At 61.5% G+C, this 24,812-nt stretch carries 20 protein-coding genes, 2 tRNA genes and 3 pseudogenes; 10 read left to right on the top strand and 15 right to left on the bottom strand.

From position 1 onward, the window contains the following. The first annotated feature begins 49 nt into the window (after nt 1-49). From E3T27_RS14355 to E3T27_RS14345, 3 genes are all read left to right on the top strand, one after another. Nucleotides 50-862: an arginase family protein gene (locus E3T27_RS14355; protein WP_134573522.1), complete on the top strand. Its 813-nt coding sequence runs from the start codon at nt 50-52 to the stop codon at nt 860-862. Between the two features lie 292 nt (nt 863-1,154). Continuing rightward, nucleotides 1,155-1,529, top strand: coding sequence for a PadR family transcriptional regulator (locus tag E3T27_RS14350; protein WP_420898070.1), 375 nt, complete (start codon nt 1,155-1,157; stop codon nt 1,527-1,529). After that, nucleotides 1,526-2,302: a hypothetical protein gene (locus tag E3T27_RS14345; RefSeq protein ID WP_134573518.1), complete on the top strand. Its 777-nt coding sequence runs from the start codon at nt 1,526-1,528 to the stop codon at nt 2,300-2,302. The genes E3T27_RS14350 and E3T27_RS14345 overlap by 4 nt, the downstream gene beginning before the upstream one ends. Nucleotides 2,303-2,613: 311 nt before the next feature. Here the strand turns inward: E3T27_RS14345 and E3T27_RS14340 are convergent, their stop codons facing one another. From E3T27_RS14340 to E3T27_RS14330, 3 genes and pseudogenes are all read right to left on the bottom strand, one after another. Next, nucleotides 2,614-2,937 (bottom strand): PadR family transcriptional regulator, encoded by a 324-nt coding sequence (locus E3T27_RS14340; protein WP_134573516.1) that lies wholly within the window; start codon nt 2,935-2,937, stop codon nt 2,614-2,616. A gap of 637 nt (nt 2,938-3,574) precedes the next feature. Beyond that, on the bottom strand, nt 3,575-3,736 hold the full coding sequence (locus E3T27_RS17235; protein ID WP_241992261.1) for a hypothetical protein: 162 nt from the start codon (nt 3,734-3,736) through the stop codon (nt 3,575-3,577). Between the two features lie 212 nt (nt 3,737-3,948). Next, nucleotides 3,949-5,144, bottom strand: a pseudogene (locus E3T27_RS14330) (IS256 family transposase); the annotation flags it as partial. 652 nt (nt 5,145-5,796) lie between these two features. Between E3T27_RS14330 and E3T27_RS14325 the strand changes: the two are divergent. From E3T27_RS14325 to E3T27_RS17045, 6 genes and pseudogenes are all read left to right on the top strand, one after another. Beyond that, on the top strand, nt 5,797-6,114 hold the full coding sequence (locus E3T27_RS14325) for an SdpI family protein (protein WP_134573512.1): 318 nt from the start codon (nt 5,797-5,799) through the stop codon (nt 6,112-6,114). 47 nt (nt 6,115-6,161) lie between these two features. After that, nucleotides 6,162-6,905: a sporulation delaying protein family toxin gene (locus tag E3T27_RS14320; protein ID WP_134573510.1), complete on the top strand. Its 744-nt coding sequence runs from the start codon at nt 6,162-6,164 to the stop codon at nt 6,903-6,905. A gap of 83 nt (nt 6,906-6,988) precedes the next feature. Continuing rightward, nucleotides 6,989-7,501, top strand: coding sequence for an SdpA family antimicrobial peptide system protein (locus E3T27_RS14315; protein WP_166786218.1), 513 nt, complete (start codon nt 6,989-6,991; stop codon nt 7,499-7,501). Nucleotides 7,502-7,716: 215 nt separating this feature from the next. Further along, nucleotides 7,717-8,502, top strand: coding sequence for a hypothetical protein (locus E3T27_RS14310; RefSeq protein ID WP_134573506.1), 786 nt, complete (start codon nt 7,717-7,719; stop codon nt 8,500-8,502). A 200-nt stretch (nt 8,503-8,702) separates the two neighbouring features. Then, complete coding sequence (istA, locus tag E3T27_RS14305) at nt 8,703-9,938, top strand: IS21 family transposase (protein WP_134573707.1); 1,236 nt, start codon at nt 8,703-8,705, stop codon at nt 9,936-9,938. Beyond that, a pseudogene (locus tag E3T27_RS17045) lies at nt 9,935-10,444 on the top strand (ATP-binding protein); the annotation flags it as partial. The gene istA and the pseudogene E3T27_RS17045, both read left to right, overlap by 4 nt. On the opposite strand, the pseudogene E3T27_RS17040 reads toward E3T27_RS17045, so the two are convergent. From E3T27_RS17040 to E3T27_RS14285, 4 genes and pseudogenes are all read right to left on the bottom strand, one after another. Then, nucleotides 10,439-10,957 (bottom strand): annotated as a pseudogene (locus E3T27_RS17040) (recombinase family protein); the annotation flags it as partial. The pseudogenes E3T27_RS17045 and E3T27_RS17040 sit on opposite strands and share 6 nt — an antisense overlap. Nucleotides 10,958-11,675: 718 nt before the next feature. Further along, a tRNA-Ile gene (locus E3T27_RS14295) sits at nt 11,676-11,749 on the bottom strand. Nucleotides 11,750-11,788: 39 nt separating this feature from the next. Continuing rightward, a complete protein-coding gene (locus E3T27_RS14290; RefSeq protein WP_370449041.1) occupies nt 11,789-13,069 on the bottom strand; it encodes a glycosyltransferase in 1,281 nt (426 codons plus the stop codon). A 155-nt stretch (nt 13,070-13,224) separates the two neighbouring features. Continuing rightward, nucleotides 13,225-14,139 (bottom strand): DMT family transporter, encoded by a 915-nt coding sequence (locus E3T27_RS14285; RefSeq protein WP_134573502.1) that lies wholly within the window; start codon nt 14,137-14,139, stop codon nt 13,225-13,227. A gap of 40 nt (nt 14,140-14,179) precedes the next feature. Here E3T27_RS14285 and def point away from each other — a divergent pair, with 40 nt between their 5' ends. Beyond that, the gene (def, locus tag E3T27_RS14280; protein ID WP_134573500.1) at nt 14,180-14,752 is read left to right on the top strand and encodes a peptide deformylase; all 573 of its coding nucleotides are present in this window, start codon (nt 14,180-14,182) and stop codon (nt 14,750-14,752) included. Nucleotides 14,753-14,793: 41 nt separating this feature from the next. Here the strand turns inward: def and E3T27_RS14275 are convergent, their stop codons facing one another. The 8 genes from E3T27_RS14275 to dnaG form a co-directional block, all read right to left on the bottom strand. Beyond that, complete coding sequence (locus E3T27_RS14275; protein WP_104196319.1) at nt 14,794-15,669, bottom strand: sensor histidine kinase; 876 nt, start codon at nt 15,667-15,669, stop codon at nt 14,794-14,796. Between the two features lie 123 nt (nt 15,670-15,792). Then, nucleotides 15,793-15,865, bottom strand: a tRNA-Asn gene (locus E3T27_RS14270). Between the two features lie 230 nt (nt 15,866-16,095). Beyond that, nucleotides 16,096-17,001: an ATP-binding cassette domain-containing protein gene (locus tag E3T27_RS14265; protein ID WP_134573498.1), complete on the bottom strand. Its 906-nt coding sequence runs from the start codon at nt 16,999-17,001 to the stop codon at nt 16,096-16,098. A gap of 5 nt (nt 17,002-17,006) precedes the next feature. Beyond that, nucleotides 17,007-18,704, bottom strand: a complete 1,698-nt coding sequence (locus E3T27_RS14260; RefSeq protein ID WP_174722227.1) for a dipeptide ABC transporter ATP-binding protein — start codon at nt 18,702-18,704, stop codon at nt 17,007-17,009. Next, entirely contained in the window at nt 18,704-19,783 is a 1,080-nt protein-coding gene (locus E3T27_RS14255) for an ABC transporter permease (protein WP_134573496.1), read from the bottom strand. Before E3T27_RS14255 ends, E3T27_RS14260 begins: the two co-directional genes overlap by 1 nt. A 2-nt stretch (nt 19,784-19,785) precedes the next feature. After that, nucleotides 19,786-20,877, bottom strand: coding sequence for an ABC transporter permease (locus E3T27_RS14250; RefSeq protein WP_134573494.1), 1,092 nt, complete (start codon nt 20,875-20,877; stop codon nt 19,786-19,788). 96 nt (nt 20,878-20,973) lie between these two features. Further along, nucleotides 20,974-22,602, bottom strand: a complete 1,629-nt coding sequence (locus tag E3T27_RS14245; RefSeq protein WP_134573492.1) for an ABC transporter substrate-binding protein — start codon at nt 22,600-22,602, stop codon at nt 20,974-20,976. Nucleotides 22,603-22,822: 220 nt separating this feature from the next. Continuing rightward, nucleotides 22,823-24,688: a DNA primase gene (gene dnaG, locus E3T27_RS14240; protein WP_134573490.1), complete on the bottom strand. Its 1,866-nt coding sequence runs from the start codon at nt 24,686-24,688 to the stop codon at nt 22,823-22,825. Nucleotides 24,689-24,812 lie beyond the last annotated feature (124 nt).

Genomic DNA, 24,812 nt, shown 5'->3' with positions numbered 1-24,812 from the left:
GTCGGGTCCACGTCCGCATCTGAGTGTGCTCGAATGGAATGGGTCAAACATGAGCAGTAGTGTCCTCGTTTTTACCGGGCGCATCGGCGATCACAATGACCGAGGGATGAAGGGTGCTGCCATCGTGGGAGCTGCCCTCGGCCGGCGGCTAGGGATTGAGCCGACTGTCATCGGGCATCCCGAACCTGCTCTTAACGGGAATTGGGACGTCGAGTTGGCCGCGGCACTACCGGGGCTCAAGTCCTTACAAGCGGCTCACAGCGCCGCATTAAGTCTGGGCGGCAGTCCGGTCTTCGCCTGGCCGCGGTGCGCCGCAGCCATCGCCACTCTCCCCAACGTTGCCGCACAACACCCTGACGCCATCGTCGTGTGGTTCGATGCCCATGCAGACCTCAACACTCCGGAGAACACCACCACTGGCTACCTTGGAGGGCTGGCCCTGAGCGCGTCCCTCGGCTGGTGGGATTCTGGACTTGGAGCCGGCCTCGACCCCCGAAACGTAGTTCTTGGAGGGACTCGCGAACTGGACCCAGCGGAGCAGGCGCACGTCGACGGGGGCACGATCTCCCTAGCAGCTGGGCCCGACATGCTTAGCGATCTAGATCGGCTCATTTCGGACCGGCCGATCTATTTCCATCTCGATTGCGACGTACTCGACCCCGGGATCATGCCAACTGACTACAGCGTGCCTCGTGGTCTAACGCTCGATGATCTCACTGCCGTCGCCACACGCCTCGCTCAGAACCCCATTATTGGCGTCGAAATCGGTGAATTCGAGGACCACGGCGATGCGGAGCTTGCCCGCTCCCAGGCAGCGCGCCTTGTCTACGCACTTGGCCCGCTACTGAGCACCAATCGCTGACGACCGATACGTCGTCACTAGAGGGTTCCTCTACGGGCAGAACTTTTATCCAGTTTTCACGATACAGGCCAGCGTAATTCCCCATTATTATTCTGCGCCCATGACAACCAAGGTCCTTCGGGATTATTTAAAGCGCGTAGAAGTTGTCCTTGATGCCGGCCGCGCGGGGTGTGCTGGGGGTCGACCGCGGGCGCGGCTCAGGGAAGAGGCTCCGGCGCGCGAATGACGAGTAGATAGTCTGACTAAATAGTGACACTATGTAGTTATGCGTGCAGCGTTGGAGGAGAAAGTCGTGGGCGCCAAACAGTGGTCAAGTGATTGGATGCGGGCAGCCCTCGGCCTGTGCGTGCTGCGTACTCTCGTCGCCGGCCCGACCTACGGGTACGCTATCGCGGCGGCGTTGGAAGAGAACGGATTTGGCACGATCAAGGGCGGCACTCTGTATCCGTTGCTGACTCGCTATGAAGTGGCCGGCTGGATCGCTGTCGATTGGCGGGTCGGCGCCGGCGGCCCCGAGCGCAAATACCTATCGCTGACAAATACCGGACGCGACGAGTTGGCAACCCAGACCGCCCACTGGCGTGATTTTACGGGCACGGTCCTGGCCCACCTCGACAACACACCCACAAGCGGCACCGCACTAACCATGGGGACGGACAAATCATGATGACCAGCAACATTCGCAACGCACACGACCGCGACACCGAGAACGAGAAGTGGTTGGAAGGCCTAACCATCGAGCTGCGCCTGCTCGACGTGAACGGAACGCGGATCGGCGACGCCGTGGCGACCGCACGCGAGTTTCTGGCCGATTCCGGGGCCCTGGCCGAAGAATCTTTCGGCAGCGCCCGTCGCTACGCCGCGGAGCTGAGCCTTCCGGCAACCGCAGATGCCGCAAAAGGGGTGTGGGGTGCCGCCCTGCGCAGCGGTGTCGGCCTGCTCGGGCTCATGGCGCTTATAGAGACGGTCGTTCCGCTCAGGCATCAGACAGACGTGACATTCGGGCTCGGGGTGGTTCTGATTACGATAGCAGTGCTTGCGATTATTGCGTTCCTGCCTCGACTCCTCCCCATCATCGACGTGCGGATATTTTCGCACGGGAAGGGCAGAGCGTTCGTCGAGGGGGCGGCAGTTGGGCTTGTCACTACGCTGGTTTTTGCGCTGATATCCCTGTGGTCAGCGGACCGGATCGTGTTCAGCGTTCCCGCGCTACCGGTCTTCATTGTGGCGATCGTGCTACTCATCGCCCCACCTCTGTGGGCCCAGTTCCACCACTCCTATCAGGCTGACCCCATCGTGCCACCTGGCTCCGCGCCGGCCGACACGCCACGGGTATCTATCGGCATCCGGCTATTTCTGGTCGCCACCAACTGGCTGCTCGTCATCTCGGGTGTCATCCTCTGCGCCCTGGAGCTGTTCATGGACACCCTAGCTCGCTGAAACCCGGCGGGGGTGTCCCTAAGTCACACGGAATCGTGTAATCGCAACTTGCTACAGCCCGAGGCGGGTGGGCAACGACAGAGTCCAAGGTATGTTGTGTCCAATCAGAGCGGTCGAGCGCTGCGTGTGCCACACGCAGCGCGGTCGTGATGCGGCGGCTTAACATCACAAGGAGAACGCGTCGTCCCGTGAGGGGTTCCCTGTGGGGGTGTGGAACTCGACCGGCAGCGTCGTAAGAATCCCCGAGCGAGGAAATAGAAGCAACGCACGGCGTTCACCTCCATCCCGATGAGAGTCCGGTATTCCTCGAATCAGTCTGCGCGTCCCACGGCTTCCGCCGCGTCTATGAAGGCGAACCAGAGACCGCGCAGCGCCTCCCTCTGCGCATGCCCGGCAGCCGTGAGTTCATAGACCTTGCTGCGGGCAGGACCAGACTCGCTTTGCTCCCACCGAGCGGCGATTGCTCCTTCGTCCTCGAGTCGGACGAGCGCGGGATACAGTTGCGCGCCTTTGATGAGTTGCAGTCCGGCGGATGCGAGCGACTGAGAGATGCCGTATCCGTGGCGTGGTGCGACCGAGAGAACGTTGAGAATGAGCATCGGCAGGGAGGCGCGTTGCCAGGCGGCGGTACTCATCGCTGCTGCACCCACGGTCGGCCATTCCAGCCTACAAGAGGGGTGACTATGGAACTGAGCAGGAGCAGACCCGCGATGGGGATCGTCAGATTTCCCCAGCTCTGCGCAGTGACGACGAGTGCGGTGCCGACGAGGGGCGATCCTGAGCCGGCAAACGAGCATCGACACAACGACCGAATTGTCCTCTGTTGGTCATCCAGCTTTCGCTGGCCAGGCTCTAGCTCGGGTAGATGGGACGGTCACAGGCAACAATGTTTGGAATGGGGGGGGGTGAGCCTCGCACGCATGTAGGCGTCGTGGCAGATGCCTTTATGGTGTGCTCAACGTGCGCGCTCTTGGAGAACTGACAGCCTCGGTTTGATCCCTGAGAGAGGGAACCCGCCAATCCGAGAACGCCACCATCCCATCCGTGGCCGTCGTCAATTAACGCGATCGACAGTACACGTGGCGCATCAGTCGGTCCATCATTCCCGATGGCTGCTGCACGTTCTGTTCGACGACACTCGGAATAGCCATCAGCTCTTGGGTATAGCTGAGTTCGGGATTTTTCTTCAGCAAGCGTTGATGAAAAACGCTCGCAGATCGCCGTAAATGGAGGACTCGGTGGGGACCAGCAGCGGCGCCACCGAACCGCGGCTCACCGGTCTCCCACGGATACGGCGGATTCCAACATTTCTATTGCTCGCTCGGTGGTAAGTACTACCCCGGCGATGTAGTTGAAGTTGGTTAGGGCGGCCGCATACCCGTCGCCGAGTTCAGGGTGCTGTGCGGCGGCGGTCGCGTCGGCAACGACGGCCACGTCAAATCCCTGTTCCAGCAGTTCACGGAGGTGACTTTCGACACTACTAGAACAATCCGAAGCACATAGAAGCTGCTCGTCGAGGTCCCCGCTCGACTCGCTAGTTGGCCACTCAACAGAATCTACGTTTTCGTGCAGAGTCCTACTTCTTCGATAGCAGCTTCGCACCGACCGGTCGCAGCTACCGACACCGTACAGGTCAGTGGTGATAATTATGCCGCACTGAGTTCGGGAACGGGAATCATCCCTGTGAGGATACGGACGTCGACGGTTGCGAGGGCGTCGTTGAACGCGTCCAGTCGGCGCATGGAGCCCTCTGACAAGTTGCGGCGGGTTGAGGCTTCCCAATCGTCGTGTCGCTCGACCAGGACATCGGCGGCGAGGCGGAGCATCACCGCAGATTTGGGGACCACGCCGAGGACATCGGGGCGGCGCTTGATTTTTTTTTTGAGGCGCTCGATGGGGTTGGTGGACCAGATCTGCAGCCAGTGTTTGGGCGGGAACCCGCAGAACGCTAGTAGGTCGCCGCAGGCGTTGTGGAGCATCTGGGCGACCTTGGGATGGGAGCGTTCGCGCATGCGGGCCACCTCGTCGAACTGCGCCTGAACGTGCTTGGCGTCGGGCTAGGCGAAGATGGTGTGGATGACGCTGGCGACCATTTCCTGGCTGCCCGCGGCACGATCGAAAGTATATTTCGCATTTAGTACACTCGGTAGCGTTGCCAGTTGGCGCCTTGGAACACGGTGCCGATGGCCTTCTTCAATCCGGTGTGAGCGTCGGAGATGGCGAGCTTGACATCGTCGAGACCGCGGGTCTTCAACGACCGGAGGAAGCTGGTCCAGAACGCCTCACTCTCGCTATCACCGACGTCGAAGCCGAGGACCTCGCTGTGCCCGTCGGCGGCCACGCCGATGGCGACGACCGTAGCTTAGGAGATGACGCTGTGTTTGACGCGGGCCTTGCAATACGTAGCGTCGAGAAACACATAGGGGTACCCGGTCATGCCGAGGTCCCGGTCACGAAAAGCAGCGGCTTCCCCGTCGAAATCGGCGCAAATCCGGAACACTTCGGACTTGGAGAAGCCGGTATCCGCGCCGAGGGCCTTGACTAGATCGTCGACTTTCCATGTCGAGACGCAGTGAAGGTACGCTTCCATCATGACGGCGAACAGGGCCTAGTCCACGCGCAGGCGACGCTTGAGTAGGGCGGGGAAGAAAGAACCTTGGCGCAGCTTAGGGATCTTCAGATTCAGATCCCCGGCCGTCGTCGACAGGACGCGCGGGCGGGTGCCGTTGCGCTGGGTGGTGCGGTATTCGGAGCGTTCGAAACGGCCGGCGGTCATGAGGGCGGTGGCTTCCGCGTCGATCAGTTCTTGGTAGAGAGTTTCGGTCGCGACGCGGATGCGATCGGGGAGGGCCTGTCCTACCTGATTCGTCGCTGCGTAATAGCTGGTGTGTCACCCGCCTTCTACTAGATGCTCTTGTCGACGCGAATTCGCCCGGCGCCCGCTTACGAACACAGCATGAGACCCGCGGACTCCTGCCGGGTCTTCAAATCCGATGATGCCGCCTCGCCTGCAAGGCGCACATAGCGATCAGGCAGACGAACTTGACGATGCCGCTGACGTCAACGGCCCAATGTTTTCGCGCCGCCCCGATGCAGAGCCACGGTGCCGTTATCCATCAATTTCGTCGCCGTACCGAAGCGCACCCGAGAGACGCTTCAGAAGGCCGAACAGCGAGAAAAGGTGATTGAGTGCGGCACGGACTCACGCGCTGAATGAATAACCAGCAGAAGGCCCGCAGCTTCCAAGCTGATCAAACCCAACATTGCATGCTTATCAGACTTGCCGGGATACCCACAATGGGCATTAATGCCGACTTGTGACTCTAGTCTCGGATCCCCAGAGTAGGTAGAGCAGAATCCAGCTCCGATGAACCGGAGGAGAGCGGGTCAGATTCAAGTCAGTTTTTCTCGTTGGAAGCGATAATCGACTTGCGTCAGTCTCACGCTAGAAAGGACCCGACATTTTTTACCCTCCGATCGCAGGTTACGCGGTCGTGTCGCTGGTAATGATCGGTTTAGCGATCATTCAACACCGAGGCGGCCTCAGCAGAAATATGGCCATTGGCATCAGAACAAAGCACACGCTGGCGTCCGACCAGGCTTGGTCGTCAGCGCAAGAATCTGCAACTCCGTATCTAATCGCCATCGCGACAGTCGCCGGCAGCCACGCAGGCGCACTCTTGACAGTCCAACTCAGCGGTTATTCGGAGATTCTCGGGAACATTCTCGCCCTCAGCGGCTTCCTGATTATCGTCGCAATTGCCCTACTCGCCATGAGGGCGGCGAACCGAGCCGCAAAATCTTCCGAATAGGGCGCGCTAAGCAACCATTCACCAAGCACAATCTGAAGGGCGGAAAAATGAAAAATCACACCAGACTCATCGCCGGCGCAGTCTCAATACTGATCGCGCTTTCTGTTCCAACGACTGCTCATGCTTCGGGCGACGTAAGTTCTGCTGAGTTGAAGCCCTACGCGGTCGCGGGGGACGACCGTCGCGCCACGTTGATTGACTCAAAGGCTGAGGCGAACGACCGGCTCGGCTCGGACGCCTTGAGCGCGGAATTCGACATTGCGACCGATGCTGAGCTGGTTGCATTCCTCCTACTGGCCAAAGGCCCTATCGCGGATCGCAATCCCGATGCTGTTGCCGCGGCTGAGGCTCAAATCCCGGCCCTTACTGAGATCACCGAGGCTCAGGCCCTTGACGCGTCGCAGCAGTACGTTGACGCGAGCAGCGTCTTCGTCTCCGAAATTCGCCCTGGCCTACTAAGTTCGAATCCCATTTACGTGCAGGACGCCATCGACCGCTTCGGACGGGACTTCGTCAGCTACGTCGACTCTGTATCAGAAGGGGCTTCAGAGTCCGCCGAAGGGCTCGTCGTCCGGGCGAGCGGCTGCAACGGATCATTCTGTGTGAAGCAGGTGGCTCTGGCGCTGACGACCGCGGTAGTGGTCTGGCAGATAGCGGGACTCCACACGGTCGCGGCTGTAACCATCGTCCTCGCAGCCGCTGTGTTCGTCTACCTGCCCGGTAACGAACGCATGGGACAGGTGGATGAGCAGAAGTTCGTGTCGAGCTTCATGTCTAACATTCGAGCGTAACCATCGATCGATCAATGGTGAGATGGCGTGAAAGACGTTGGCGCGCCGCTAAGCCTTTTACAAAAGCGAAAATCACGTTTCGCGTGTCACTCATCGCGTTTGTTGCGGTTATCGCTTGCTCTATTTTTATACAACTTCCAACGACCGTGATGGGAGGGAGTAATAATGACGTGCGGAAAGCGTGGTCGACGCTGTACCCGCAAGGTTGGCAGTTTTTTACGAAAGCGCCTGACGACGCCGAAGCAACGGTGTACTCCGTTCAGGATGGAAGTATTGATTCCATTAGTGAGTTTCCGAACTCGTTGACGAGCAATCTATGGGGTTTCGCCCGGGGTCAACGTGCTCAGGGTACGGAGCTGGCGAGTGTCACGCAGCAATCGACCAACTGGGTTGAGTGCGGCACGGTCGATGGCGACTGCCTAGTCGAAACGGCAAGATTGGCTGCCCCTGAAAAGGTCAAGAACCCATCTGACCTACCAACGATTTGCGGGACTGTCATCGTTGCGATGACAGTCCCGGTTCCTTGGGAGTTCCGTTCTCAATTCGATGGGTGGCGGGTCGATGACAGAGCGGTACTTCTCGAGGTGCAATGTTAATGCAGTCTTCGCCAAACCAAGCCACACGGCCCTCAGTTTTTTCGCGCACCCTTCGCTGGTGGACGGTCGATCGTTGGTTCATGCTCAGTCGGGCGATCATTGCCCTTGCTCAACTTAGTATTTTTGTATTGACGCCTCTTTCACGTCTCACTGCGCAAGTCGGTGGGGTAACGAGAGAAGAGCACTGCACCGGTTCCTTGCGGGCGTGGAACATCGTGTGCAGCGGCCTCCCCGCAGAGGCCATTCAAGCGGTAATCGTTGTCTGCCTTCTGCTCGTGATTAGCGGCCTGGTTCCCCGGGTCACCGCGCCGCTGCACCTCTATATAGCCATCTCTATTGCCGCCGGGCTCACGCACATTGACGGTGGGGAATCAGCCGCTGTGGTCGCACTGGTTTGGATTTCGATCCTGTGCCTGTTTGATCGGCGCTGGAACGGTTGGGCATCCCACGCTCCGACTCGGGTCGTCGTCGGCGACGCACCATTCTGGATAGGTATTCCGCAGGCCGCTGCGATCGCTCTTAAAGTGCAGTGCTCCGTTATTTACCTGCATTCGGCGACCGCCAAGTTCGGGACGGAGGCGTGGATTGACGGCTCAGCGATCTACTACGTCACCCGTATGGAGATGTTCGGGGTATCCGGCACTTTAGCTCCCCTTGTGCTAGCTATTACGTCCATTCCCGCCGGATCGTTCTTCATTACGTACGGAGTGATCGCTTCGGAAATTTTGATAGCCGTCCTCATCTGGCTGCCCGTGCGGGGCCGCCTTATCGCGGTAGGAATATCTCTCGCGCTGCACGCCTCTATCATCGTCCTGCTCGGCATCGGCAGCTTCGGGCTGATCATGGTGGGCGTCGTCCTTGCCGCGGCAGTGACGTACGAGACTGTTGCCAACCCGCGCAACTCCAAGACAGACTATGCCCCTAAAATCGCCGCCACCGACAGGCACCAGCTTTCTCAATCATCGGCGTCGGCCGGGGACGCGACCGCAATTCCACGATAACCGACGGTCAGGCGCACTCGAACGGAAACTCCCTCAACAAGTAGCTGCACCTGCCGGAAAAGCAGGCGCGGTAGACGACCAACGAAGCATCCCAATTTCATAGCTCCATTCGTTGTTGTGCTCCTTCCCGGTTTTCCAGAGACTGCGTTGTTAACGCCGACTGAAAACAGGGCCACCAGCCACTATGGAGGGTGATCAATATGGATGATTGGGGGAAGATACGCCAGCTGTTTTCTGCGGGCCAGCACTCGAAGAGGGAGATCGGCCGACTCGTCGGCGTCTCGCGGGGAACGGTCGATCGGGCGTTGGAGTCGGACCGGCTTTCGAAGTATCAGCGGGCCGCGACGGGGTCGAGTTTTGACGCGTATGCGACGCAGGTCCGGGTGCTGTTGGCCGTGACGCCGCGGATGCCCGCCTCGACGTTGGCGGAGCGAGTCGGCTGGTTGGGGTCAGCGTCGGTGTTCCGAGACAAGGTCGCCTTGATCCGACCGGAGTATGTCCCGCCGGACGCGGCCGATCGGCTGGTGCATGAGCCCGGCCGGCAGGTGCAGTGTGACCTCTGGTTTCCGCACGAGCCGTTGCCGCTGAGCCATGGACAGGAGGGCATGCCGCCGGTGTTGGTGATGACGTCGACGTTCTCCGATTTCTTCCAGGCAATTATGTTGCCCTCGCGAACCACGTCGGACCTGCTCGGCGGGATATGGTCGCTGTTGCAAGCCGCCGGCGCCGTGCCGCTCCGGCTGACCTGGGACAACGAGACTGGCATTGGCAAGGGCAAACTCACCGAACGCACCGCCGCGTTCGCCGGGACCCTCGGCACCGAGATTAAGCTGCTCAAGGCCCGCGATCCGGAGTCCAAGGGCATGGTCGAGCGCCGCAACCGGTTCTTCCGATCGTCGTTCATGCCGGGGCGACATTTCGCATCGCCGCAGGACTTCAACGAGCAGATCGCTGACTGGCTGCCGCTGGCGAACGCGCGTCATTCCCGGTCACGACGGGCGCGCCCGATCGATCTGATCGAGCAGGACCGCGCCGCGATGCGCCCGCTGTCACCGGTGCCGCCGGACGTGCTCTTTCACAACACGGTGCGCCTGCCGCGGGATTACTACGTCCGGGTGCTCTCCAACGATCACTCCGTCGCGCCGGCGATGATCGGCCGCCTCGTCGACGTGACGGCGAGCCTGGACACCATCAACGTCACCCACAACGGAATGAACGTCTCCTCTCACGAGCGGGAATGGGCCCGCGCGCTGACGGTGACTGACCCGGAGCATGTCGGGCAGGCCGACGTGCTGCGGCGCCAGTTTCAGTCGCTGCGCCATCACCGCCCGCAACCGACGGTCGCGTTCGTCGAGACGGCCAGCCTGGCGTCCTACGACCGGTTGTTCGGCGTGGAGACTGGCACTGAGCTGCGCGACCTGGACGTGGTCGCATGAGCGGCGCCGCGGCTTCACAGATCGAGTACTACGCCCGGGCGCTGCGCGCGCCGAGGATCGGCGACGCGTTCCGCCGCCTCGGCGACCAGGCCCGTGATTCCGGTTGGTCGCACGAGGAATACCTTGCCGCGGTCCTCTCCCGCGAGGTGTCCGAACGTGAAGCGTCCGGCGCGGCCCTGCGGATCAAAGCGGCCCGGTTCCCCGGCCACAAGACCCTCGAGGACTTCAACTTCGACCACCAACCCACCGCAGACCGGAACCTCCTCGCGCACCTGGGCACCAGCACGTTCGTCACCGAAGCGAAGAACGTGGTGCTCCTTGGCCCGCCGGGCACCGGCAAGACCCACCGCGTCCTCTTCGACACCGCCACCGGCTGGGTCGCCCGATTGCAGGAAGCTCACTCCCGGGGCAAGCTCGCCGCAGAGCTCACACGCCTGCGTCGTTACAGCGTTTTGATCTGCGATGAAGTTGGCTATATTCCGTTTGATCAGGACGCTGCGAACCTGAGTTGGGGATTCGCCGGCGTTGACCAGACGGCGCGCGTTCAGAATTTGGCTTTCGGTGAAGCGTGGGCGACGTCCGTCGAGATCCTTTCCGGCAGCGCGGCGCTTACTCACACTGTCCTGGATGCGTTCGCGTTTGATCGCTAGTTCCATCTCAGCCAGCGCCGCCATGACGGTGAAGACCATGCCACCCATCGGTGTACTCGTGTCCACGTCTCCCCCGCCCAGGTTCAACACACGAAGCGCAGCCCCGCGCGTGCGCAGCACCCCCGCGAGCTCCAGCATGTTGGCTGTCGACCTCCCCAAGCGGTCAAGCGTGGTGACCACGAGGGTGTCACCAATCTGCAATGCGTCGAGAGCCGCATCAAATGCCGGCCGCCGTGCGCGCCCGCCGCTGACTCCATGATCGACATAGACGTCGTCCTTGCGAATGCCGGCGGCGATCAGATCAGTGATTTGCCGATCCATCGCTTGACTCTTTGTCGAAACCCGTGCATACCCGATCAGCTTCGCCACTGACGCCTCCAGATGTCTCGCAACTGTCCATGCCTACTGGAATCCTACGACTGGGTAAAAACACACGTTGCGAGACACGCCGACTCGCCCGCTTCCGCGGGGTGACGGTTGCCACATCCCTGCCCCGAGTGGATGTGCACTGCTTCTATCTGCGGGAACGCCTCGCGCCATTTTGTCTCGACAAGGTGTCTCGCAGCCGACGGGTTACGAGACGCCGCGTGTACCTATCGCCTCTCGAGCGCACGTTTATATCGGGAGCAGCGCAAAAACATGCCACGCACGCTTGATATTTGTCTAGCTCTCCCCCGGATTGTGTCGTGAATCACCTACCGCTCCTAGTAGACGTGCGCTTCCCTTGACCGAAGGTGATCGAGCTCAACCAAGATGTCTCGAGCTTTGTCTAACGTGTCCTCCTCGAGAACCGAGCACGGCAAGCATTAGGGGATAAACAATGGATAAACGATGGGTGCATCAAGTCAGGACTAATTAGCGCGAACGGGGAATTCCCGGTCAGAAGGTATTTCAAAGTCGATGCTTGGATTCGAATCCAGAACCAAATCGAATTTCATCGTTTCAGACCGGCTCGCGGGCTCGCAAGATGCTTGATGGCGGGTCGTTTTGACGAGGGGTATTAAATTTTAGAACCGGGAACGACGTTCAAATCCTCAATCTTGACCACTTTTGCAAGGTGAAATCCCTGATCAGACAAATTTAACAGTAGGGCGGCCGGGACTTGAACCCGGGACCGACGGATTATGAGTCCGCTGCTCTAACCAGCTGAGCTACCGCCCCAAAGAGAACGACCACACGGTCGTTCCCACAAATACGTGACTATCCCGGCGTCTGCGACGAAACCCCGTTGGTGACCAGATCGCTCACCGGCTCCCCACGATACAGGCATTCGAACGTGTTCAAAGTGCGCTTGATGTCGTGCGCGGCAATGAGTTTGAGTGACTCCCGCTTGAGTGCCTCCAGGCGTTCTGGGGTAGCCGTCAGCACCAGGGTCAGTTTGTCCGCCAGATCCCGCGCATCGCGCGGCTTGAACAGGTACCCGTTGGCCTGGTCATGAACGAGATGTGGAAGCGCCATTGCATCGGCGGCCACAATTGGCAATCCCGACGCCATGGCCTCCATCGTGGCGATACTCTGCAGCTCGGCAATGGACGGCATGGCGAAGACCGTGGCCCGTGAGTACGCCGCGCGCAGTTCGTCATCCGTCACATAGCCGGTGAACGTGACACGGGAGCGGATGCCGAGCGTGTCGGCCAGGTGCTCCAGGTTGCGTTTCTGGTCGCCCCCGCCGACAATCTCGACCCGGGCGTCGAGGTCAGGTGACAACAGCGCTGCCGCCTGCAGGAGCACGTCGATCTGCTTCTCTCCGGTGACGCGACCGACGAATAGGATTCGGTTCTTTGTGCGCGGCTCGAAGTTCGGTGCGTAGTTGTCAGCGTCGATTCCGCAGGAGATCGCATGGACACCGGTGAGACCGGTGTATTTCTCCAAAAACTGTGCGGCCCGTATGGTCGGGGTGGTGACGGCTGCGGCGCGGCCGAACGTGCGCCGGGCAGCACGCCAGGCGGCCTTGATAACGCGATCTTGTAAGCCGACCGGCACGAGGGAGAACTTCACCATATTCTCGGGCATGAAGTGATTCGTGCCGACCAGGCGGATGTTGCGCTTGGCCGCCTCGATCGAAACACCGCGGCCGACGTTGATGTGGGACTGAAAGTGCACGACGTCGGGATGGAAAGAGTTGAGAATGCGCCGGCTTTCACCACGAATCAGCCAGGGCAGGGCATAGCGTAACCAGTCGTGCGGGTACCAGCGCCAGCTGTGCAGGCGATGCACCACCATCGGCTGTCCCTCGTGCATTTCGGTCCAACTGCCGTGCTTGCGCGACGCCGCGGGAGCCATGATCTGAACTTCGTGGCCTCGTGCCACCAGGCCGGCGGCCAGTCGCTCGGCAAATCGAGCAGCACCGTTCACATCGGGTGCAAAAGTGTCGGCGGCGATGAGAACACGAATCCGCGGCTTTTCAGACGGCACACTCGCGGCGCGCTCGGGCGCATTGCCCGGGGTTGGGCTGCTCAGCAAGTCGGTCGAATCTGACAAGTGGAGTGGTCCCTACGTTGTTGGGCCGGAGATCATCATCCGGCAGGAAATCTCGAGTGCACTCGCTGGAAATGACGCGGTGCACTCGAACCCTATTCTAAACCGTGCCTACCGAGCGGTGTCCCGCACCGCGGCGGCCCAAAATTCTTCGCGAGTCAGCGGTCGAGTTGGGGGTGGTAGCGCGCGAGCAGAAAAACGCCCCAAATGGCAATTGCCCCGGCCACGACGAAGGCGACGGCAGCTGCGGGCGGTGCCTGGCTGGCTTCGCCCAGCACGATAATTCCAATGCCGACAGCGACGAGCGGGTCGACAACAGTGAGCCCTGCGATCACGAGATCCGGTGGTCCCGACGCGTAGGCGTTCTGCACGAAGTACGCTCCCAGCACAGCGGCGAGCAGTAGGCCGAGCACGCACGTCAACGTAAGCCAATCAAAGTTTCCGTTCTGGGTGCGATTGATGACGACCTTGGCCAACGTCGCTACGAATCCGTAGAGCACGCCGGCACCGAGAATGTAGAAAATTGCCTGCGACCGGCGGCGGAGAAACCCGAAGGCAAGCGCAAAGGCCAGCAGAACGACAGCGAGAACGATGAGGATCGTCACCAGGTTTTGGTCGGTGACCGGCTTGTCGACGGCGGTGAACGCTGCCACGGTCACGAACAGGCCTACCCCGCCCACGCACATAGAGATGGCGATAATGCTCGCCCGATTGAGCTTGACCTTGCTGACTCGGGCGTTCAGAACGGCGGTGATGACGAGGGCGACCGCCCCGAGCGGCTGCACGACGATGATGGGCGCGAAGGCAAGGCTCGTCAGTTGGAACACAATAGCCAGGCCGAGCATAAGAGATCCAAACACCCAGGACGGCCGGGCCAGCAGCAGGGTGAGCTGACGCGCGCTGAGCCCGCCGGTGACCGCTTTGGTGCGCGCCTCGACCTTATTCACGCCGCGATGCTGAAATTGAGCGCCGAGGGAGAGAAAGACGGCGCCGACCAAGGCCAGCGGAATGCCGATGGCCTGCCGCGGATCAATGGCGATTTCTGTCGCCAGATCGGTTAGGTCAGGAGTCACTTGACGACCCTATCGACAAGCTTGACGATATTCTGGAGGAATGGCCGTACGCGCGATAGTAATTTCAGGTGACCCCGTTCTCCACTCCCCCGCTGCTCCCGTCGTCGATTTCGACGACGATTTGCGCGCGTTGGTGAAGGACATGTTCGAGACGATGGATGCTGCGCCGGGGGTCGGTCTCGCTGCCACGCAGGTGGGAGTCGGGCTGCGCATCTTCACCTACAGCTACCAGGATGACGATGACCTGTCCTGGCGGGGCGTCGCGATCAACCCTGAACTCTGGATCACACCGGTGTCGGCCGAGCCCGTTGACGACGAAGATGTCGACGAAGACGAAGGATGCCTGTCATTTCCGGGCGAACGTTTTCCACTGAAACGGGCAGAGTCGGCCATTCTGCGCGCTGTCGACGCCGAGCAAAAACCCTTTGAGATTCGAGCGGACGGCTGGCTCGCCCGTATCTTTCAGCACGAGTACGACCATCTCGACGGCACCCTATATGTTGACCGCCTCGAGCACGTCTACGCGAAGGCTGCGGCCAAGATCGAACGTAAGAAGAGTTGGGGCGGGCCCGGCCTGAGCTGGACCCCGGGGGTCGACAACCTCGAGGGGTAACGCCCCAGCACGAGTATCAGGCACCGTGAGCGGTACCGAGGTCACCGGCTGAGGTCTACACCGTGCACGCCGTTGTGAAAGCGCAGGGATGGGAACACGGCCGACACCGAGAAACCCAGCCCGGGTACCGTTCCGGCGTTGAAGACACCACCGAAGAGCTGCGCGCGCTCCCGCATCTGCGTGATGCCGGGACCGGCGATGCTCTCGCTGAGGGCCTTGAGGTCGTCCTCGATCGTGTACGGGGTGCGTGCAGCCTGTTCGCCAGCTTCCTTGCCGTCCCGACGGGCTGCGGCGCGGATACCGTCATCGTCGACGAGCAATTGCAGGCCGTCCCTGGTCCAGGTGAACGACACGCGCGCTTCAGTTCCAACGCCGCCGTGCTTGAGCGCGTTTGAGAGGGCGCTCTGCAGAATTCGGAAGATGGCCAGCTCCGCACCAGCCTTGAGCGCGAATCGTTCGCCCGATTCGATGAAACCGACCACCAGACCGGCGTCACGCATCACGCGAAACAGGTCGCGGGTTGACTGCGGGCCCGGCTGTAAGGCCCCGACCGTTTCGCCCTCGCGCACGATTGTCAGCACGCGACGCATGTCAGCGAGGGCCACCCGGCCATCATCAACGAGCGCCGTGGCGGCGCGCACGGCCGTTGACGGATCGCTCTCCGCCATGTAGCGGGCGCCCTCGGCCCGCGTGACGAGGCGGGCAATCGTGAGCACTGCGCCATCCTGCAACTCCCGAATGATGGCCAGGCGCCCCTGTTGCTCGGCGAGGGAGAGCTCGAGTTCAATGCGCACACGTTCAGCGGCATTGCGATCGAAGATGACTCGACGTGAGCGCAGCAACGAGATGGTCCACAACACGAGCAGCGCCCCGGATAGTACGCCGAGTGCAGGTACCAGAAGTTGCGAGAAATCCACTGCTGACCGCCGTTTCTTGTGCCGAAACCATGGCGCATTTTAAGAGGTGAAAAAACCTTCTGTCGAAACAAAAACGTAGCGACAAAAAAGGCCACCCGGGGTGGAGCCCTGAGTGGCCTTTCGCTCCCCGACTTGGACTCGAACCAAGAACCTGCGCATTAACAGTGCGCTGCTCTGCCAATTGAGCTATCGAGGAATACTGGAACAGCGTTGTTACTTTACCAAGATTTCTTGATGTGCCAAAACCACGACGACTGCCGATTGGCTCTAAGTTCTCATTTTGACCACCGAAAAGCCTTTGCAGGCCACGAAATATGGGCCACGGGCAACAGTTGAGCAGTCTGGTGCTCCAAAAGCCGGTCGGGCGTGTCGGACCGGTCGCGACCAATCGCGCTTCGCAGCGGATGCGATCGATCGCGACCCAGATCAGTTCCCGGCTACGCCACCGGTTTCACCGCTGATGTCGCCAACCTCGACGCTGCGCACATCATCGACGACGACGGCAGTGTCTGCGGGAGGCTGCAAGGCTGCGGCGAGTCCACGGACATACGGGTGCCAGGGGTCTCGAAAGACGTCGTCGATGGTGCCGAGACCGACCAGCACGCCCTGGTGCATGACACCGATGCGATTGACGACCCGCTGCAGCACGGCCAGGTCGGAGCTGATCACGAGCGCGGAAAAGGATCGTTCCTGCTGCAGCTCGCTGATCAGGTCAATCACGGCGTCCCGGACCAGTACATCAACGCCCGCTGTGGGCTCGTCAGCGATCAACAGGGCCGGACCGAATACGAGCGCCCGGGCCAGCGCTACCCGCTGTCGTTGACCGCTGGAGAGCTCATAGGGATACTGACTGAGAAGAGCCAGCGGCAGGCGCACCGCATCGATCATGGTAGCCACCTGGGCGCCGAGCGCACGACGGTTATAGCGTCGATCCCGTTCGAGCACCGGTTCGGCGACAATCTCGGCCACCGTCATGGTCGACGGCAGGGTATCCGCGGCATTCTGGGCCAGCAGCCCCACTCCGAAGGTGAGCCGGGTCAGCTTGCGTTTGCTGATACGGCGCAGCTCGAACCCGAGCACCGTCGCCTCTCCCCCGGTGATTTGCGGACGGATGCCGGCGGCATCGTTCACGAAGGCGTCACCGGAGAGCACCCGGGCGAGGGTGCTTTTGCCCGAGCCGCTCTCACCGAGCAGACCCACGACCTCCCCCGGTGCGATGCGCAGGGTGAACCCGTGCACCGCAACGAACGCCGGGCTCGCCCCGTGCTGCGGGTATTCGATGGTCAGATCGCTCGTTTGAATCGGGGGAACGGATGCTGCGCCATGCCTCATCCGATCTATCCTGCCGCACGCAGGATGCGAAGTTCATCCCTCCGCAGGGCCTGCGCCGCCGGATCAGGAACCGGCAGCGACGCCAGCAGCCGCTGGGTGTAGGCATCCTTCGGGGCACCGAGAACTTCAGCGCCGGTTCCTTCCTCGACCAGTTTTCCCTGGTAGAGCACGGCAATGCGGTCGGCGAGAATATCGACGACGGCAAGGTCGTGGCTGATGAACAGCGCAGCGAAGCCAAACTCTTTCTGCAGCTCGGCGAAGAGCTCGAGCACCTTCGACTGCACCGACACGTCGAGCGCGCTGGTCGGTTCGTCCGCGATGAGCAGGCTCGGTTCCAGCGCGAGTCCGCGGGCCAGGCTCGCGCGCTGACGCTGTCCACCGCTGAGCTCGTGCGGGTAGCGGTCACCGAATGCGCGCGGCAGCTGGACCGCCTCGAGTAGCTCGTTGACGCGCCTACGGGCGGCACGGGGGTTGGCTGCTCGCCCGTGTACGACGAGCGGTTCGGCCACGCACTCAGCGATCGTGAGTAGCGGGTTGAAGCTCGATGCCGGGTCCTGAAAGACGAAACCGATGTCACTGCGCACCTTCTTGAAGGCGCGTTCCTTGAACCCATTCATCTCATGGCCGAGCACGGTGAGGGATCCACCGGTCACCCGGGTCAGTCCGGCCATGGCGCGACCGATCGTGGTCTTGCCCGATCCGCTCTCACCGACCAGGCCGAGTACCTCGCCGGGACGAATAGTGAAGCTCACTCCATCGACGGCGGTGAAACCAGGTTTGCCGAGCCGACCTGGGTACTGAATTTTCAGGTTGTCGGCGACAACGACCGGCTTAGTTGCTGCCCAGTCAGCCTCGCGAGCCTCAAGCCTTGCGGTAGCCCGCGCTGTGCCCTGACCGACGTGCGGCACCGAGCCGAGCAGTCGTTTGGTGTACTCGTGCTGCGGATTCGAGAACAGAGCCTGAGCGGGGGCCTCTTCGACAATTTTGCCCTCGTACATGACGACGACGCGGTCGGCGAGGTCGGCGACCACGCCCATGTTGTGGGTGATCAGCACAATCGCACTGCCGAACTCGTCGCGGCAGCGTCGCAGCAGGTCGAGAATCTCGGCCTGCACCGTCACGTCGAGGGCCGTGGTCGGTTCATCGGCGACGATCAGCCCGGGGTCGAGCACGAGGGCCATGGCGATGACCACGCGCTGTTTCTGCCCGCCCGAGAACTGGTGTGGATAGTAGTCGACGCGGCTGTCCGGGTCGGGGATTCCGACCCGGCCGAGAATCTCAATCGCCTTGGTGCGGGCTTCTTTGCGACTGAACTCACCGTGGGCCCGAATGCCCTCCGCGATCTGCCAGCCGACGGTGTACACGGGGTTCAGCGCTGTAGACGGCTCCTGAAAAACCATGGAGACATCCGTTCCCCGCAGCTGGCGCAGCTTCTGCTTGCTCACGGAGAGCACGTCATTGAACGTGGAGCCGTCCTTGCTGCTGAGGATCACGGCACCATGGGCGATCGCCGTTTCCGGGAGCAGGCCCAGAATGGTCTTGGCGGTAACGGTCTTGCCGCTGCCGCTCTCCCCCACGATGGCGAGAACCTCACCGGGGGCGACGCGCAGACTGACCCCGTCGACGGCCGTGACCGCTCCGCCATCGGTGGCAAAGGTCACATTGAGGTTGTCGATGCGGACGACGTCGGGCAGGGAGCTCATTATTTGGCCTCGAATGGGTCGTCGTTCTGGTGTTGGTCGAAAGCCGGCGAGCGGGCCTCAAGCCCGCCGATACCGCCAGGTCCGGCATTGAGGGTTCCGCCGAGGACGACACTGGTGGCAGCGCCGCCGCCGCTGGTCTTGCCTGGAGCACGTCGACTGCGCAGTCGTGGGTCGGCGAGGTCGTTCAGGCTTTCGCCGACCAGGGTGATGCCGAGAACGACAAGCACGATCGCAAGCCCCGGGAACAGGCTGGTCCACCAGATACCGCTTGAGACGTCGGACAGCGATTTGTTCAGGTCGTACCCCCACTCGGCGGCCGAGGATGGCTCGATGCCGAAGCCGATGAAGCCGAGGCCCGCCAATGTCAACAGCGCCTCGGAAGCGTTCAGCGTAAAGATCAGGGGCAAGGTTCGCGTGGCGTTGCGCAAAACGTGGCGAAACATGATGCGTCCGTTGCTCGCACCGAGCACCCGGGCCGACTCCACGTAGGCCTCAGCCTTGATGCGCACGGTTTCGGCGCGAATCACTCGAAAGTACTGCGGAATGAAGACAACGGTGATCGAGATCGCGGCGGCGAAGATTCCACCCCACAGGCCGGAGCGGCCGCCGGATATGACGATTCCCATGACGATCGCCAGCAGCAGCGCCGGAAAGGCGTAAACGGCGTCGCAGATGACGACCAGCACCCGGTCGAGCCATCCGCCGAAGTAACCGGAGACGAGGCCGAGGGCTACGCCGGCGAAGATCGAGAGCACGATGGCGATGACCATCACGGTGATCGCGGTCTGCGAGCCCCAGATAACACGGGAAAACACGTCGTAGCCGCCGACGGTAGTACCGAGCAGGTGTGCGCCGCCGGGCGCCTGCTGGGCGCCGAAGGGGCCGCTGTCATCGCGCAGCTGGCTGTAGCCGTACGGCGCGAGCAGTGGCGCGAAGATTGCGGTCAGAATGAAGACGCCGGTGATGACGAGGCCGGCCACGAGCATGCCGCGTTGCAGGCCGACGCTCTGGCGGAGTTGATGCACGACGGGCAGGCGGGTCCAGAGCGGAGCTTTGGGGCGCGTGGTTTCAACAGTCATGGTCAGTACCGCACTCTCGGGTCGATGAGCGCGGCGATGATGTCCACGATGAAGTTGGACAGGGCAACGATGACGGCGAGCAGTGCGACGATGCCCTGCACGGCCACGAAGTCGCGAGCCTTGATGAATTCGATGAGGATGAATCCCAGTCCCTTCCACTCGAAGGTGGTTTCGGTCAGTACTGCGCCACCGAGCAGTAGTGCGATCTGCAGGCCGATGACGGTGATGATGGGGATGAGGGCTGGCCGGTAGGCGTGCTTGCTCACCAGACGAAATTCATTGACACCGCGCGAGCGGGCGGCATCCACATAGTCGGTGCCCAGAGTGCCGATGACGTTGGTGCGCACGAGCCGGAGGAACACTCCGGCCGTCAGCAGCCCCAGGGCCAGCGCGGGGAGTACAGCGTGGGCCAGAACATCCACGAAGACCGCGGGGTCGCCGGTCTGCAGAGCGTCGATCGTGTAGACACCGGTCTTATCGGGCAGGAACCCCATTTGCAATTCGGAGCCGGTCGTTGCTCTCCCTGCTACGGGTAACACCTTGAGCCACACGGCGAAGACCAGCTTGAGCAGGAGTCCGGCGAAGAATACCGGTGTGGCGTAGCAGAGGATGGCGAACACGCGCAGGACGGCATCCGGTGCCTTGTCGCGCCAGTAAGCCGCGACCATGCCGAGCGGGATTCCGACGATGAGTGCCACCAGGAGGGAATAAAAGACCAGCTCAGCAGTCGCCGCCCCGTAGGTGAGGAGAACCTCGGAGACTGGCCGGTTGGTGCTGATCGTGGTGCCGAAATTGCCGGTGAAGATGTGGCCGAGGTATTCGAAATACTGCACCAGGATAGGGCGGTCGTAGCCAGCCTCGTGGATGCGTTCGGCGAGCTGATCAGGCGCAAGACGGCCACCAAGAGCAGCAGTGATGGGGTCGCCCGTTGCGCGCATGAGCCAGAACACCATGGTGACCAGGATGAATATCGTGGGAATGATCAGAAGAAACCGAATCAGCAGATATCGACCGATTCCGCCGCCCTGACTGGTCTTCTTCTTCGAAGCGCGTCCGCCGGTCGGCGCGGATGGCTTCAGAGCCACAGTGGACATAACTACCTCACGATTGCAAAAGAATCGGGGGCATCCAGCGAATTCGCGCTGAACACCCCCGGTGGTCTGACTATTGAACTTTATCCGACGTGCCGATTATCCCCTGGAGAGCGCTCCGTAGCGGAACTTGAACGAATCGTCGAGTGTGTCCTTGGTGCCGGTGATGTCCGTACCGGTCACCGCGACCTGTGAACCTTGCAGCAGCGGGAGAGTCGACAGCTGGGCTGCGACTTTGTCCTGGATCTCACTGATGAGCGCGGTGCGCTCTGCCGGGTCAACCGTGACGGCCTGCTTCAGGATCAAGTCGTTGACTTCCGGGTCGCTGTAGTGGTTCTTGATGAAGTTGTTGGTCAGGAAGAACGGTGTCAGGTAGTTGTCGGCGTCGGTGTAGTCCGGGAACCAACCGAGCTGGTACGCGGGGTACACGTCAGTGGTACGGTCCTTGACGTACTGCACGTATTCGGTCGACTGCAGGGAGACGTTGAACAGGCCGGACGAATCAAGCTGATCCTTGATCAGCGCGTACTCATCGCTCGATCCGGGACCGTAGTGGTCGGTGTTGTACTGCAGGCTGAAGTCGACTGGAACACTGACTCCGGCGGCCTCCAGGGTCGCTTTAGCCTTGTCGAGGTCAGGCGCACCCGATCCGTCGCCGTAGAGGCCCTTGAGGGACTCGTTCGCACCGGTCAAGCCATTGGGAACATAGGAATACAGCGGGGTGTATGTGCCCTTGTAGACCTGGTCGGCGAGCTCGCCGCGGTCGACGATATCTGCCACTGCCTGACGCACCGCCAGTGCTTTAGCCGGGTCGGCCTCGGCGGTCGTCGCTCCGTACGGCTGCGTATTGAAGTTGAAGGTGATGTACCGGATCTCACCACCGGGGCCGTCCAGAACAGACACATTGTCGTTGCCGCGGAGGTCGTCAATATCGGTAGCTGACAGGCTGCGCAGGGCGACGTCCACGCTGCCCTCCTGAACCTCGAGCTTGAGGTTAGACGAGTCGGTGAAGTACTTCACGTTGACGCCGTCGTTCTTCGCGGCGCCCCAAAGCCCCTGGTACCCCTCGAATTTCTTATACGAGATGATGTTATTGAAGTCGTAGCTCGCGATTTCATACTGTCCGGCGAAGGCCTTGGCGGCGACGATGTCGTCGTCGTCGGTCAGTTCCGTGGCCGAGAAGGAGTCTTCGTCGACAATGGGACCGGCCGGGCTCGACAGGATCTGGGGGAAGATCTGATCGTTGGCAGCCTTGAGGGTGAAAACAACCGTGGTGTCGTCCACGGCCGCGGTGCTCGCAAGGTTGTAGAGAAGCGATGACGGGCCGTTATCGGCAGCGATCGCGAGCTGGCGATCAAAGCTGAATTTCACGTCCGATGAGGTGAGGGCATTGCCGTTGGCCCAGGTGAGGTCAGGCTTGAGGGTGACGGTATATTCCGTCGGCGAGGTGAACTCCGCCTTGGTGGCAATGTCGGGTTCGACTTCAGAGCTGCCGTACGGCGTGTTCATGAGAAAGGGGAACACCTGCAGCTGAACATTGAACGATCCAGCGTCATAGGAACCAGCGGGGTCGAGGGTGGTGACCTTGTCGGTCGTACCGAGGATGATGGTGCCCCCGGCGTTGGGGGTAGAACCGCCCGAAGCGCAGCCGGCCAGAACGAGCGCCGCAGCGGTCAGTCCGGCTGTGGCAGCGAGAGCGCGCTTGCCGTTAGTGAATGCGGATGTCATATCCGTCGTCCTCTTCCTCTAGAAGTTCTTAGATCAGGAACGCTCGAAAAGAGCGCAGCTGTTCCTTGCTATTAGCCAAGAGGTAGCACAGAAGTAGCAGATAGCAACGATCTGTCGCAGCTTCTTTACAGATCTGCAACAAACTCGGCCTCACGTGTTGCAGGGTGAAGGTCCTTGTTGCGATTTGCTGGCGAGGATGCGAAAAATGCCGGTTGCACAGTCATTCTTCGCGAAGGGCGCGGCGCTCGGCCTCGACCCGCACGAGTTCGCGCTGAAGAGCGCGGTACATCTCGGTGTCGGCGGCATCCGCTCGCTGGAGACGCCCGAGCAATTCTGCCTTGAGCCTGAGCAGATCTTTGTCAATGAGCACGATCGTGATGTCGCGAACGTAACGGGCGACATCTTTCTCGGTGCGCTCGGGAAGATTCGCCATGGCGAGCTCCTGCACGAGGTTCTTGAAGGTGTCAGGCACCTCGGAGACCACCCGCTCGAGCCAGTCTGGCGCGTCGAAATGAGCGAGACTCGCGGCGATGGCATCGCGCACGACCGCGAGCGACGTGTTCGCAAAAGATGTCTGCACCGCGCTGTCAAGGATGTCTCTGCCGATCAGTGTCGGTCGCTGAAGCATCGCCATGAGGCCGTCGCGCTCGAGCCGGGTGACCGGGTCACCGGGCAATTCGACCAGCGAGAACGGGCGCTCAGGCAGGACTTCGATCGTGCCGGCGTGGCGCGGCGCGTTCGGTGCGCCGCTCGCCGCGGCGCGTGCCCCGGATTGGGCGTTCGTCACCGCCTTGGCCACTTCGCCCATGTCGACTCCCAGCATGCGGGAGAGTTCACGGGTATAGCCGGGGCGCAGCACTGGATCGCGAATATCGCCGACCACGGGGGCCGCGGCACGCAGGGCCGCCGTTCGGCCCTCAACGGTGTCGAGATTGTACTGCGAGAGAATCTGCCGAATCATGAACTCGAACATGGGCTTCTTCGAGTCGACCAGCCGCCGTACGGCGTCATCACCGCGTTGCAGCCGCAGGTCGCAGGGGTCGAGTCCTTCCGGGCCGACGGCCACATAGGTCTGGGCGGAGAACCGCTGCTCTTCGCTGAAGGCGCGCATCGCGGCCTTCTGGCCGGCGGCATCCGGGTCGAATGTGAAGACGACCTCGCCAACTCCCGAATCGTCACCGAGCACACGGCGCAGCACCTTGATGTGGTCGACACCGAATGAGGTGCCACAGGTAGCGACGGCCGTGGTGATTCCGGCCAGGTGGCAGGCCATGACGTCGGTGTAGCCCTCGACAACCACGACCTGGTGGCTGCGCGATATATCACGTTTGGCCAGGTCGAGGCCATAGAGCACCTGGGCCTTGTGGTACACGGGAGACTCGGGCGTATTGAGGTACTTGGGGCCCTTGTCATCCTCGAGCAGCTTGCGCGCGCCGAAGCCGATGGTCTGCCCGGTGATGTCTCGAATCGGCCATACCAGGCGACCACGGAAGCGGTCGTAGATGCCGCGGTCGCCACTGGAGACCAAGCCAGAGAGCGTGAGTTCTTCGGTGGTAAACCCGCGACCACGCAGGTGGTTGGTTAATTCGTCCCAACTTTTCGGGGCGAACCCAACCCCGAATCGAGTTGCGGCGTTGGCGTCGAATCCGCGTTGGCCCAGGAAGGCGCGGCCGACCTCGGCACCCGCACTGCCGAGCTGCTCACTGAAGAAATCGGATGCTGCCTGATTGGCAGCGAGCAGTCGGGCACGATTACCGTGGTCGAGAGCTGCGCCGGAACCGTCTTCGTAGTGCAGGTCGAGGCCGACCCGACCGGCCAGGCGTTCGACGGCCTCACTGAAGCTGACGTGGTCCATTTTCTGCAGGAAGGAGTAAACATCACCGCTCTCACCACAACCGAAACAGTGGTAGAAACCCACCTGGGGACGTACGTGAAAGCTCGGGCTGCGTTCGTCGTGAAAGGGGCAGAGACCCTTCATCGAGCCGACACCCGCGGACTTCAGGGTGACGTAATCACCGACGATGTCGGCAATATTGGTGCGGGCCTTGACCTCTTCGATATCACTTTGTCGAATCAGTCCAGCCATGCCTAAATTCTATCGTCCCGGGGCGACGGGCTCCGTCGCCCGGTCCCCGGGCCCATGTTCGGACCGCGGGCCCAGTTTATAGACTGGGCCCGCGATCCGGGCCCGGGCCCCGTCCACAGGGGGG

The organism is Cryobacterium lyxosi, from assembly GCF_004403345.1.
Lineage (GTDB): Bacteria > Actinomycetota > Actinomycetes > Actinomycetales > Microbacteriaceae > Cryobacterium > Cryobacterium lyxosi.
This window is presented reverse-complemented; position numbering and strand designations above follow the sequence as displayed.